The organism is Foetidibacter luteolus (genome assembly GCF_009650435.1).
Classification (GTDB): Bacteria; Bacteroidota; Bacteroidia; order Chitinophagales; family Chitinophagaceae; genus Foetidibacter; species Foetidibacter luteolus.
The window spans coordinates 1-13,429 of sequence record NZ_VVIP01000001.1 but is presented as its reverse complement, the minus strand read 5'-3'; the positions used below and the strand labels follow the sequence as shown (position 1 = coordinate 13,429).

Genomic DNA, 13,429 nt, shown 5'->3' with positions numbered 1-13,429 from the left:
GGAAACAACATAATTAGTCGAATTTTTAGTCGAATAAATTGTTGCTACCCTTTGTAAAGTTACAAGGCTAAAAAAGTGATTAATGTTGCAATTATCTAAAAGTCAATCACTTAGTGATAAGATCTATAAGGAGGAGATAAATAATGACTCGGCCGAGCTTTCCCGGAGGAACATTTTGTGTTCATCCCCCACGGGTACCGGCACAAAGCGTTCCTCCGGAATGCGGTGGATAACCTGTAATTTTCTACCCACAATGTGTTGCGCTGCAACACAGGTTGTGTAATGCGCTTATGATACATTATCCTGCGATGATGACGTTGCGAAATGATGACGGGGGCAGCACAATGTCATTAAGTTAAGCCCCGTCGGGGCTTCCTGTTTGTAGAAACAAAATCATTTAGATGAACGGATGCCACAGAGTGGCTACCCAATCGTCGCTTAAGGGTAGCCGCTATGCGGCTGATTCCTTGTTGTATGCTATTTCTACAAACATGTAGCACCTACGGCGCAAAGAGCAAAGTCTTTCTTAACTTAATGACATTGGGGGCAGCATACTGCCAGGACAAAAATGCTGTATGAAGCTCCGCATCACTTGCAGTTCCGTAGCTCTATTACAGCGATAACTCTAAATATAAACAACGCTATCTGCATGCTCAACATTTTTAAGAAAGGGAAACAACAGGCGGCGATACTCATGTACCACCGCGTTAATACAGCAGTTAGCGATACCTGGCAGCTATGCGTAGCGCCCAAGCATTTTGAACAGCAAATGGAAGTGCTACGGGATTACCATGTAGTGCCCGTCGCGCAACTGGCGGATAAAAAGAAAAAAATTCCTGATAAAGCCGTTGCTATTACGTTTGATGATGGCTACCTTGATAACTATGCCACGGCCAAACCGATTTTGGAGCAATACCGATTTCCTGCCACTTTTTTTATTACCAACAGTGTGGGAGAAAACCACCCGGAATTCTGGTGGGATGCCCTGGAAAGGGTTTTGCTGGAAAATAATCAATTGCCTGCTGAAATAAACCTGCAACTGGATGGGGAAAGCTGGCATTTTAACCTTAAAAAAGGTTGGCAGCACATCATCAGCATAGATGATATGAAGCAGATAGCATCCTGGTTGCCCTGGCGTACACCACCTGCCACACAGCATGCGTTGTTTGTGTACCTGAGCGAGTGGATGAAAGCCTTATCCTTCCAAAACCAGCAACTCATTATAAGCCAGCTTTATGCGCAAACCGGTATGCATGCATCGGTAAGAGATAGTTATAAAACCGTAAACGGGGCCCAGTTGCTAACGCTGCACCGGTTGCCGCAGTTTACGGTAGGTGGACACTCCGCCTGGCATACGGCGCTGGGTAAATTTGATGCAGGTGTGCAACGGCAGGCCATACTGGAGAACAAAACTTTTCTTGAAACTGTTTTATCTGCGCCGGTTGCGGGCTACGGATATGCCCATGGCAGCTACAATGAAGATTCAATAGCTATTTTACAGGAGGCTGGCTATACCTACGCCTGTACCACAGAAGAAGCCCTGGTGGATGCAGGAACAAATGCATTTGCTTTACCCCGCTTCCAGGTTAAAAACTGGAATGGAGCAGAATTTAAACGCCGGCTGGAAGGCTGGTTTAAAAGTAACGCCTAATAAAATGGATGTATGGAGCATCAACCCCTCATTACAATTGTAACTGCTTTTTTAAACGAAGAAAAGTTTCTGCGGGAGGCTGTGGAAAGTGTGCTGGCGCAAAGCTACAGCAACTGGGAATATTTCCTGGTAGACGATGGCTCAACCGATGGCAGTACGGCTATAGCCAAAGACTATATGGCCCGCTACCCCGGCAAAATTTTTTACCTTCAGCATGAAGGCCATGCCAATAAGGGCAACAGCGCCAGCCGTAACCTGGGCATTAACCATGGCCGTGGCGAATTTATTTGTGTGCTGGATGGCGATGATGTTTGGCACGAAGATAAATTGAGGGACCAGCTTGGCCTGTTGCTGGATAACCCGCAGGTGGGCATGATATGCGGAGCGTATGAATACTGGCGCACCTGGAACCCGGAGGGTGTGGAAGAGGACGAGATGATTTACATTGGCGGCCCGCAGGACCAGGTTACAGACCCCCCGCTTTTAATAAAGCATTTATACCCGCTGGGCTATGGCTCGGCGCCGTGCCCGTCGGATATAATGTTGCGTATGGATGTGTATAAGAAGCATGCGCAGTTTGCGGCAGGCTTGTTTTTAGGCAAATACCAGTTTTACGAAGACCAGGCCTTTTTTGTAAAAATTTACTTTAATGTGCCTGTATATATAACCAGTAAATGCTACCTGCATTACAGGCAACATTCAAAATCGTTGGTGGCACTGGCGTACAGCGAGGGCAATTACGACAGGGCGAGAAAATATTTTCTTGAATGGCTGATGGGCTACATGAAAGAAAAGAACATACGCCAGAAGTTTGTATGGGCATTGTACAAAAAAGCCATGCGGCCTTACCGTACCGGCTGGCGCAAAGCTTATTTTGGAATGAAGGATAAGGCTTACCGTTTGTTATACCCGGTAATTAAAAGAATAAAACCTGCAAAAGCGGGGTAATGGCAGGCTGTTGTATTTTGCTTTGATAATTTTTTGGGAGTGTTGCCGTTAGAGACGCGATGCATCGCGTCTCCACCCTAACCGGGGGCTGAAAAGATGCCCAAAGAACAGAACGATGAAAGGATTGCGACGCAACGAAGATGCTATGGAAATATGTAGCCGGTACCATAAAAACATGTAAGAATCACGAAAGAAACACAGGATAAAATAATCCGGATGAAAACCAATATCAGCTTGAAAAGAACTATTAAAAACCACAACGCATGCAGGAGCCGGTGAAACCATTGGTTACAGTTTTAATGCCCGTTTACAATGCCGCCCTTTTTCTGCGGGAAGCGATGGATAGCATGCTGGCGCAAACGCTTACCAATTTTGAGTTTTTGATTATTAACGACGGCTCAAAGGATGATACGGTAGCCATTGTGGAATCGTACAACGACCCGAGGATAAACCTGGTGCACAACGAAGAGAATATGGGCATTTCCGCAACGCTTAACAAAGGCATTAAAATGGCCGCCAGCGATTTGATTGCCCGCATGGACGCGGATGATATAAGCTACCCGGAAAGACTGCAAAAACAATATGATTTTATGGCGGCCAACCCGGATTGCGCCATGGTATCCTGCTACGCCAGGGTTGTATCTAACAACGGGGAATTTATAAGGGAGGAAATACACCGGGACAGGTTTTTATATTACACACTAACGTTTGAATGCAATGTATACCACCCGGCCGTTATGTACAGGCGGCAACCGGTAATTGATGTAAACATGTACGATATTCCCTACGCGGAAGACTATGATCTTTTCTGGAAGCTAAGCTCCCGTTTCAGGATAAGACAGATAGAGGAATCGCTGCTGGATTACCGCATATCTAACGAAAGTACCCACCTGGTACATAAGAAAAAAGAATACGATGAAGCCATTTTTGCCGTAATAAGACGCAACATAAACCACTACCTTGACAAACAAATTGACATACCCGAAGATTACATCTGCTTTCTGCGTTATGAATTTGAGCCGCTGATAAAAAAACGGGGCTTTACCGGTATGGTAAGCTGCATGTATTTTTTGAAGCATGTATCAGAAAAGATTGCATTAAAAGCCAACCCCAATAACATAAATGGCAATGTTTGGGCATCTTACCTTAACAAACGGTACTATACCCTGCTGTTTATTAAGCCGCATCTCTCTAAAATCAAATGGTTGTTATTGTGCCTGCTTACCGGGGAAATACGTATAATAAAAGAGATGATGGCGGGCAGGCTGGAAGAAGAATAGCGAATGTTAGTAAAGAATAAAAAAATCTTAATGCCGGTTTATGGCATTTTAATGAAAGAGAAGGGGGGAGGGAATGGAAGTGGTTATACAAATATCTATATTGCATTACATTAGCTTAAACACCTTACCGATTGAAACCATAGATTAGCTTAGTTGACTATCACCAAAACAACGAATATAGTTTGGCCCCAATGCCAAGTAACTTAAAAAACATTTCCCTTGGGCGAAAGAATTCCTATAAAACCACCCCAAATACCTTATGTAGATACTTCGGCCGGCCCGTTATGGTCGGTGATGATTCCTGCATATAATTGTTATGAGTATTTGAAGGAGGCACTGCAATGCGTTATCCGGCAGGACAGGGGTGCTGACAGCATGCAGATTGAGGTGATTGATGACTGCAGTACAGACGGCGATGTTGAAGCAATGGTAAAGGAAATAGGCGAGGACAGGGTGCTGTATTACCGTCAGCCCGAGAATGTAGGAAGCCTGCGCAATTTTGAAACCTGTATTAACAGGGCCAAAGGCAAACTGCTGCACCTGCTGCATGGAGATGACCGTATTAAGCCCGGCTTTTATGAAGCCATGGAGAAAAGTTTTGAGCAGCACCCTGATGCCGGCGCCGCATTCTGCAGAACATCTTATATAGATATCAACGGCCAGTACATGCATACAGCCCGGCCGGAAGCTGATAAGCCGGGCATACTGCCCGATATGCTTATGCTGCTGGGCGAACGCCAACGGATAGAAACACCATCCATCGTAGTAAAAAGGACGGTGTATGAAGACCTGGGCGCCTTCCGTATGCTTATTTATGGCGAGGACTGGGACATGTGGATACGCATAGCCGCCAAATACCCCATTGCCTACATACCAGAACCCCTGGCGGAATACCGGATGGCCATCCCTTCTTCCATCACCTACAAAAAAATGATTTCGGCGGAAAATATTAAGGATATAGAAACTGTAATGAAGCTTACCCGTGAATACTTTCCGGAGGAGCAATTACCCGAACTGCACAAAAAAGCCCGGAAGTTTTACGCCGCTTATGCGGTGCGTACGGCCAATACCCTGTGGCATGATAAAAATTCTCCCGAAGGCGCCTATGCGCAGTTAAAAGCTGCTGTACGTTTGAGCAGGCATCCCAGTATTGTGCTCAGCGCTTCCAAAGTGCTGTTTAAAATGATGATACAGTATCACAATGGCCGGCTGTTTAATAAGAGGGATAAGCAGAATGGTACGGGGTTGTAGTGATGGGCATAAAAATTTTGCTCGTTGTGATAATGGGTGCCTGTGTGTTTCACAAAAAATATCCCTGAAGAATTTATGTGGGGCTTTCAGCTATGTTGTTTCAATGTAGCTGAAGCCCCTGCTTTACTGCACTCTACTTCGGCTAACGAAAATGAAACAGTACTGCATTCGATTTATTTTAAAATATTCAAAGAGCCAACTCAAAGCCTGCCCTTTGAATAGCGGGCCAGTTCAGCTTCTTTCTGTGGCCTTAGATAATTGTGTCGGCGCCTTTTTATTGATTCTCGTTTGTTGTCTGAACTGATAGACAGACCCAATAACAAACAGCACCAAAAAAGCAAGCAATGTTTTAGTGATGGATGGATCAGTTGGCCCTTTGGCAATTGGATGCCCGATAGGAACCCTGGTTAGGGTTTCATTAATAGTAGGCACCCATGACAAGAAAAAACTAAACGAAAAAAGAAAGTTTTCCCAATACCGGGCTTTATTGTTGCCCGGCTTCTTAGCATAGAGAAAGTAAGCTATCAATATCAAGACAACGATGAAGAGTGCAAACACATGTCCCGGATTAAACCCGCCATGTTTGGATAAGCCTAATGCGGTTAGTGAAGTTATCAATGTGAAATAAAAATAGATTTTGCCGGTAATGTGTTGCAGACTTATTTTGCCAAATTTTAAAAAGGATGCTATAGCCGAAATGATGGCAATAACTCCAATGATTGTATGAAAAATACCGAGGTTGGACAGTCCCATATCTTTACTGTTTACAAATGATTTGATTTAATGCACTAAATGCGCCTCTGAACTGATTGGAATATTCAAAACTTTAGAAATCAAACAGTTTTTTTCAGCTTCTTTTGTAATAGCTTCAAACTCTTGTGCATCGATACCAGGAATATTTCCTATTATAACAAGATGAACCCCTGTTATCCCTGCGTGGTCCATAGAAACAGTAGCTTCGGTATCCAAAAATGTTATACCAAATCCTTTCCCGGTTAGAGCAAAACTAACGGCCATTGTAAAACAGCCCGCATGTGCTGCAGCTAACAATTCTTCAGGATTGGTACCTTTTTCTTCTCCCGTAAAACGGGTTTTAAAACTGTAATTCGTTTGGTTTAACACTCCACTTTGTGTGGTTAAGTTTCCTTTGCCTTCTTTTACACTGCCTTCCCAGTGTGCTTTTGCAGAACGTTTCATTTTTTTAGCGTTTTAAATATTTGTCGTTATTGACGGTGCAAAAATGAAACTGATTGCAAAAGGAGGCTTTTGAAATTCGTCCACTTATTTGGCAATTTTGTCCAAACGATAGTTTGTTGGTGTGGTATGGAATTTTTCGCTGAAGCTCCTGGTGAAATTTGCCAGGTCATTAAATCCACAGTTAAACGCAATGTCAGAAATGCGTTCATTGGAAACCTGCAGCAACTCTGCCGCTTTTTCCAGCTTCCTGGATTTAATATAGTTGGCGGGAGTGTCGTTGTACAACCGGGCGAATTCACGTTTGAAGGAAGAGATGCTTAAGTTGGTTTGTTGCGCCAGTTCTTCAACTGTCAGTTGTGAAAACAGGTTGGCTTCAACTATTTGTTTAAAAGTGTAAGCAACGGGAGAAAAGAGCTGCGATAAGATGATCTGGACTGACGCTGAATTTCGTGTTTGGGACAGCAATAGGATGATTTCTTTGACTTTCAGGATCAAAATCTCATCGTTGACCAGTGAGGGGTTTTCAAAATAGAAGAACAAACCTTCAATGTATTTTTGAATTAAGAAGTCATTGTTTATCTTTTCGTTCGATTTGTTTGAAATAACATTGTCCGGCTTCTGAACCAATAGCGGCAATTCCCTGTCATAAATTTTTCGTAGTACGTCTGCGTAAAACGTAACAATCACAATCTCACAAATACCTTCAGCGTTGTGTATAGTATTTCCTGAGTTCAGGCAATTCAGGAACAGTGAGTAGTTGGAGTTAATGTCTATCTGATAGTCATTTATTAGATACTGGAATGCGCCTTCTTTCACGAATAAAAAACAAGCTTGTTCATTAACCGGAAAATCATACCTGAATGGCGGTTTCAGTACAATCTTTTGGATCAACGTCTTTCCAAACAAATCAAATTTTTTATAGTCGTTCACCATATGTCAGACAGGTTAGATTGTCTGCAAAGTAAACATGTTCGCATAAATAAAAGGCCGGTTGCCGGTTCACTTACGAGTCAAAATCTGTCGCAGAAGAAACATGTTGCCATTGCTTCAACCGCTGTGATAGTTCAGAAACGTTTTCTGAGGCTCTTTTGTGTGCATCACTTCCCAGGAATAAAAGCGCAGGAGGAGTTGGGCCGAGTAGTACTTGCTTCAACTGGTGACTTACAAATTTCTCATCCGTTGACATCTTATTTTCCGTTGCCGGAAAATCCTTACTGCCAGCGAATAATAAAATCTCAGTGTGCGATGAGTAGTCTTTCGTGTTTCAATAATACCTCCCAATCAAACGATTTTCTACAATCGTCTTTTTCATGGCAGGCACATCAATGCGGCCTTGTTGGGCATATACAATTTTACCGCCGGGTTCAACAAGTAGGGTGTAAGGTAAAGCGCCCTGCCATTTGGGGTCAATGGCTTCTATTAGCTTGTATTTGTCATCAACGGAGAACAAGTAATTCTTTACGGATGACTGCTTGCTTTGGAGAAACTTCAGCACTTTCTCTTTGTTGGCGGGGTCGTCTGCACTGATGCTGACAAACTCAAAATCGCGGCCGCGGTACATGCGGTTGATGGTAATGAAATCAGGGTATTCCGTAACACAGGGGCCGCACCAGGTAGCCCATACATTTATCAGCCGCAATTTATCTGAATTGTTTTTTACCAGGTCTTTAATGCCCTGCTCATCAATCATATCAACTGTTACCGGTTCTTTGGCCCACTCCGCTGCCGCCCTAACGGCCCAGCCGTTTTTCTCTGCCCATTTAACGGAGCAGCCAAACACTTTTGTTTGTGGCACGGGCACCTGCCTGCCTGCCAGCAGGGCTTCAATAGCGTTGCGGGCATCAAGGGTATTGGGTGTTTTGGTGGGCTTTTCCACATCATCAATGCGGCCATGATATTTTAATGTGCGGGTTTCATCAAAAACAAAAATATGCGGCGTGGCTATGGGGCCATACGCCCGGCTGGTGGCCTGGGTTTCGCCGTCGTACAGGTAAGGAAAGTTGTACTGTTTTTCGGCTGCACGCAGCTTCATTTCTTCAAAGCTGTCGCTCATATCGGTATAGCCCAGCTCATCCAGGCTAACGGAGCGGGGATCGTTGGGGGATATAGCTATTAAGGCAACCCCTTTACTACTATAATCTTTTGACAGTTGTTTTATTCTGTCTTCGTAAGCCTGCGCGGTAGGGCAGTGGTTGCAGGTAAAAACAATGGCCAGTATGCCTGCACTTTTAAAAGATGCGAGGCTGTAGGTTTTGCCATCAGTACCAGGCAAATTAAAGTCTGGTGCTTTGGCGCCTATTTCAAGGGTTTTATGTTCTTCAGCAAAACATCTTTGAGGGTGCAGCAGCAAACTTGTGAACATTGCAACAGCTATGCAGGTAGTGAGCAGGTATTTCATATTGGCGCATTTATGTAAAGCAAGATTGTGCGGCTAATCAATTCAAGGCGCTGTTTGCGGTGTTAGGCCTCGCTACAAACGCGAGGGGGAACAGCACCTTTAACTAATAGCCGGGCAATTGTAATAAAAAGATAAACATTTTATATAAACGTTCTGTTTTACGGCCATTAAATTAATGCTGTTGCGGTGGTGCTTGCATAACGTGAGTTTTGGGTGTATCACATGCCTCTATGAATGACCCTATATTACTTTTTTGTCTTGACACAAAAAAGTAACAAAAAAAGTCAAGGAAGAAACGATATACAGCCCGTTTCTTCCCTTCGCCCTGATTAAGCTTTTGTACTACTGTGATTTCAGCAGTAGAATGTTCTTATACAAGGCATGCTAAACTTGATGATTTCCGTATAAAAGATCCGAGATTCACGTTACATACGAATTTCCCGTAAGTATAGCTGGTGGGAATAGATAGCCTGCAGCCGGTAATGATAGTGGCAGCCATGCTGCGGGATGCGGATTGGGCTGTTCAGTAAAGTTATAGAGTACAAGTGAGTGACACAAAGGACGCCTCATAGCAGCACTACAGTTTAGTCCCATAGCAATAAAAAAGCCCCGCTTTTGCGGGGCCTTTTTTATTGCTAATCTATTTTGGTGATCTTTAAAATGTTGGTGGGCAGGTGCAGGTTAACCGGTGTGCTGCCGGTGTTGATGGTTACATCGCCGGTTCTGATATAGCCGCGTTCTTTAAGAATATTTATCTGGTCGCGGAAGATATCGTCCAGGCTGTTCTCTTCATCATAGTAAAAAGCACGAACGCCCCAGCTTAAGCTTAACTGGTTTACCAGCCATTTCTTTTTGGTAAAAATGTACAACGGAGATTTTGGCCGGTAGCTGCTTAATACAAACGCCGTATAGCCGCTTTGTGTCATACCGATCAGGGCATCGGCATTTACATCATGGGCAATTTTACAGGCGTTGTAACAAATAGCATCGCTTAGGAAAGAAGGGGATTTTGTCTGTGGCTTCAAATCTTCTTCGCGGTTATAGCGGTATTCTGTCCTTTCCACTTCCTTAATAATCTTGCACATCGTTTCAACCACCAGCGAGGGGTGTTTGCCGGTAGCTGTTTCAGCACTCAGCATAACGGCGTCGGCGCCTTCCAGCACAGCATTGGCCACGTCGGTTATTTCGCTGCGGTTGGGCTTAACGCGGTCAATCATGCTTTCCATCATCTGTGTGGCCACAATTACAGGCTTACCGCGGTGTATGCATTTGCGGATGATGTCACGCTGCGCCATAGGCACTTTTTCAACAGGCAGCTCAACGCCAAGGTCGCCACGGGCCACCATAACACCATCGCTTTGGTTAATGATATTTCTTAAATCGTCCAGTGCGGATGGCATTTCTATTTTGGCCATTACCTTAATGGTGCTGTTTCTTTCCAGCACCCTTTTCTTAAGGTCAATAATATCATCCACTTTTCTTACAAAAGAAAGCGCCAGCCAGTCTAACTTTTGTTCCATGATAAACTCGAAGTCAACCAGGTCTTTTTCCGTTAAAGCCGGCAGTGATATTTTGGTATCGGGCAGGTTAACGCCTTTTTTGGGCAGTAAGATACCGCCATAGGTAACGGCTACTTTTATATTGCCGGTTGTTTTGTCAATTTCAACAACAACAACTTCCAGTTTGCCGTCATCTATCAAAATTTTGTTGCCTACTTCCACATCTTCGTGCAGGTTAGGGTAGGATACATAAATTTTTTCTTTATTGCCCACCACTTTTTCCTTGGAAGTAAAGGTTAATATGTCCCCTTTATTTATTTCCAGGGCGCCATTTTCAATTTCGCCTACCCGCAGTTTAGGGCCCTGCAAATCGGCCAGTATGGAAATGTTGTAAGGTTCTGTACTGTTAATTTTCCTGATATGCTGAATAATAGTGGCCTTGTCTTCGTGAGAGCCATGAGAGAAATTAAGGCGGAAAACGTTTACGCCTGCTCTTACCAGTTCAAGCAGCTTTTCGTAGGTATCGCAGGCCGGGCCTACCGTGGCAACAATCTTTGTGCGGTGAAAAGTGTGCTGAACACCCGCTTCGTTATCCATAGTGGCATGCGTGTACTTAGAGATGTCTTTTGTAGTGGACATATTAAATTTTTCTTTGGTGGTTGAGATTAACTAGCTAATATTTTTACAATCTTAAGCCATTCATCGCCTACTCTTTGTTTTTCGCGTATGGCTATTTCCAGCGGGGTATATTTCATGGTGTTGTCCTGTATGCCAACCATTACGTTGTGGCGGCCTTCCATAAGGCTTTCTACGGCATGGTAGCCCATGCGGCTGGCTATCAGCCTGTCAATACAGGTGGGCGATCCGCCACGCTGTATATGGCCCAGTATAGTTACACGGGTATCCAGGTTGGGCAATTGCTGTTTTACAATTTCGGCTATCTGGTTGGCGCCGCCGCTGCTGTGGCCTTCTGCCACAATTACCAGGTTTACCAGCTTTTTACGTTTTTCTTTTTCTGACAGGCCGGCCAGCATTTCTTCCACACTGGTGTCTTCTTCCGGGATAAGTATGTTCTCGGCGCCGGTGGCTATGCCTGCATGCAACGCAATATAACCCGCATGGCGGCCCATTACTTCAACAATAAACAGTCGGTCATGTGCATCGGCCGTGTCGCGAATTTTATCTATAGCTTCAATAGCAGTGTTTACAGCGGTATCAAAGCCAATGGTAAAATCGGTGCCGTATAAATCTTTATCTATGGTGCCGGGCAAGCCAACACATGGTAAATCAAACTCCTGGCTTAGTTTTAATGCGCCGGTAAAGCTACCATTGCCGCCAATTACCACCAGGCCGTTAATGCCCCGTTTAACCAGGTTGGCATAGGCTTTTTTGCGCCCTTCGTGATCAAAAAATTCTTTGCTGCGTGCTGTTTTCAGTATGGTGCCGCCGCGCTGTATAATATTGGCTACAGAGCGGGAATCCATTTTAAAAATATCGTCTTCAATCATCCCGTTATAGCCGCGTATAATACCATATACCTCCAAACCATTGTATAAACCGGTTCTTACTACTGCTCTTATGGCGGCATTCATACCGGGAGAATCACCTCCTGAAGTTAATACGCCTATTTTGGTTACTTTTTTTGACATTGTTTGGCAATCAGATTATATGTTTAAAAAGTTTTCAGGATGGCAGGCAAATTCTTGAAAAGCATCAATGTGCGCCAAAAATAAGAATTTGCTGTACAAACAAAAATTCTGATTTGGCGAAACACTATGACATAACATAAGTGCGCAAAGTACTATACTTGGCGCATGCTTTAAGATATTGTTTCTACAAATAAAGACGAGGCTGCTCCGCAGCAGGATAATTTTTATGGGCCGGACAGAAGAATAAGCATGGGGCTTTGAGGCTGTAAAATAAACTGTGTCAAGGTTAAAAATAAGATAACCTTTAAAACATCAAGATGAAGTCAAAAGCAGAAACACCGTTCGGGTTTGATTACGAGGCCGTGAAGAATAAGGCCCTGGAACAACTCAAGAGTGGAAAGCCACTATTAGGAAAAGAAGGTGCTTTGGCGCCGTTGTTTAAGTCCTTTCTGGAAGCGGCTCTGGAAGCCGAACTGGAAAGCCACCTACAGCAAAACAGGGAAGTGGAAGTTAACCGTCGCAATGGTCATGGCATTAAGCAGTTACGAACGAGTGAAGGGAGTATGGATTTATCCACTCCCCGTGACCGTTCAGGAAGTTTTGAGCCTGAGATAGTAAAGAAACGTCAAACCATCCTTGCGGATAATCTGGAGCATAAAATCATCGGTTTATATGGACTGGGCATGAGCCTTCGGGATATATCCTCCCACATCAAAGAGATGTATGACAGTGATATCAGCCACAGCGTTCTTTCAGAGATAACAGACAGGGTAATCCCGGCTGTAAAGTTATGGCAGTCCCAGGGGTTGGATGCCTTGTATACCATTGTGTGGCTGGATGCCATGTATTACAAGGTAAAAGATGAAAGCGGGCAGGTTACCACCCGTTGCCTGTATAATGTGCTGGGTATTGACCTGGATGGCCGCAAACACATACTGGGTATGTATGTATCGGAAAGTGAAGGGGCAAAGTTTTGGCTACGCGTTTTAACCGATTTACAGCAAAGAGGGGTAAAGGACATACTGATTGCATGCATAGATAACCTGGGAGGCTTTGAGGAGGCCATCGGCAGTATTTATCCCAAAACAGAAGTACAGAGTTGCATAGTGCACCAGATACGCAACACGCTCAAATATGTGGTATATAAAGACAGCCGGGAAGTAATGACGGATATAAAAAAAATATACCAGGCACCCAATAAACAGGCGGCCGAAATACACCTGGATAAACTGGAACAAAAGTGGAGCAAAAAGTATCCTGCTGTCACCCGTTCGTGGCGAAATAACTGGCATAAGCTAAGCACTTTTTTTAAATACAGTGAAGATATCCGGCGTCTGATATACACAACCAATACCATAGAAGGCTATCACCGGCAGATAAGAAAAGTGACCAAAACAAAGGGTGCCTTTCCCCATGATATGGCGCTGTTGAAACTGGTATACCTGACCACCCAGCGCATTATGGAGAAATGGACAAAGCCACTTCCGAACTGGAGCTTAACCATACAGCAACTGAGCATTATGTTCGAGGGGAGGATGGCCGCAATTTTCTAAAAA

11 protein-coding genes are annotated in these 13,429 nt (G+C 44.2%); 5 read left to right on the top strand and 6 right to left on the bottom strand.

Features of this window, described 5'->3' with window-relative positions; translation table 11 throughout:
* Positions 1–649 precede the first annotated feature (649 nt).
* The 4 genes from F0364_RS00055 to F0364_RS00040 all read left to right on the top strand — a co-directional run bounded on the left by F0364_RS00055 (position 650) and on the right by F0364_RS00040 (position 5,130).
* The gene (locus F0364_RS00055) at positions 650–1,651 is read left to right on the top strand and encodes a polysaccharide deacetylase family protein (protein WP_207632438.1); all 1,002 of its coding nucleotides are present in this window, start codon (positions 650–652) and stop codon (positions 1,649–1,651) included.
* A gap of 12 nt (positions 1,652–1,663) precedes the next feature.
* Entirely contained in the window at positions 1,664–2,599 is a 936-nt protein-coding gene (locus F0364_RS00050) for a glycosyltransferase family 2 protein (RefSeq protein ID WP_153795715.1), read from the top strand.
* A 263-nt stretch (positions 2,600–2,862) separates the two neighbouring features.
* A complete protein-coding gene (locus F0364_RS00045) occupies positions 2,863–3,879 on the top strand; it encodes a glycosyltransferase family 2 protein (RefSeq protein WP_153795714.1) in 1,017 nt (338 codons plus the stop codon).
* Between the two features lie 219 nt (positions 3,880–4,098).
* The gene (locus tag F0364_RS00040; RefSeq protein WP_153795713.1) at positions 4,099–5,130 is read left to right on the top strand and encodes a glycosyltransferase family 2 protein; all 1,032 of its coding nucleotides are present in this window, start codon (positions 4,099–4,101) and stop codon (positions 5,128–5,130) included.
* Between the two features lie 231 nt (positions 5,131–5,361).
* Here the strand turns inward: F0364_RS00040 and F0364_RS00035 are convergent, their stop codons facing one another.
* The 6 genes from F0364_RS00035 to pfkA all read right to left on the bottom strand — a co-directional run bounded on the left by F0364_RS00035 (position 5,362) and on the right by pfkA (position 11,873).
* Complete coding sequence (locus F0364_RS00035; RefSeq protein WP_153795712.1) at positions 5,362–5,883, bottom strand: hypothetical protein; 522 nt, start codon at positions 5,881–5,883, stop codon at positions 5,362–5,364.
* A gap of 27 nt (positions 5,884–5,910) precedes the next feature.
* Positions 5,911–6,327: an OsmC family protein gene (locus F0364_RS00030; protein ID WP_153795711.1), complete on the bottom strand. Its 417-nt coding sequence runs from the start codon at positions 6,325–6,327 to the stop codon at positions 5,911–5,913.
* Positions 6,328–6,411: 84 nt separating this feature from the next.
* Positions 6,412–7,260 (bottom strand): AraC family transcriptional regulator, encoded by an 849-nt coding sequence (locus tag F0364_RS00025; RefSeq protein WP_153795710.1) that lies wholly within the window; start codon positions 7,258–7,260, stop codon positions 6,412–6,414.
* Between the two features lie 331 nt (positions 7,261–7,591).
* Positions 7,592–8,725: a redoxin family protein gene (locus F0364_RS00020; protein WP_235920968.1), complete on the bottom strand. Its 1,134-nt coding sequence runs from the start codon at positions 8,723–8,725 to the stop codon at positions 7,592–7,594.
* A 635-nt stretch (positions 8,726–9,360) separates the two neighbouring features.
* Positions 9,361–10,863, bottom strand: coding sequence for a pyruvate kinase (gene pyk / locus F0364_RS00015; RefSeq protein WP_153795709.1), 1,503 nt, complete (start codon positions 10,861–10,863; stop codon positions 9,361–9,363).
* Between the two features lie 26 nt (positions 10,864–10,889).
* Complete coding sequence (pfkA, locus tag F0364_RS00010; protein WP_153795708.1) at positions 10,890–11,873, bottom strand: 6-phosphofructokinase; 984 nt, start codon at positions 11,871–11,873, stop codon at positions 10,890–10,892.
* Positions 11,874–12,190: 317 nt separating this feature from the next.
* On the opposite strand from pfkA, the gene F0364_RS00005 reads away from it, so the two are divergent.
* The gene (locus F0364_RS00005) at positions 12,191–13,426 is read left to right on the top strand and encodes an IS256 family transposase (protein WP_153795707.1); all 1,236 of its coding nucleotides are present in this window, start codon (positions 12,191–12,193) and stop codon (positions 13,424–13,426) included.
* Positions 13,427–13,429 lie beyond the last annotated feature (3 nt).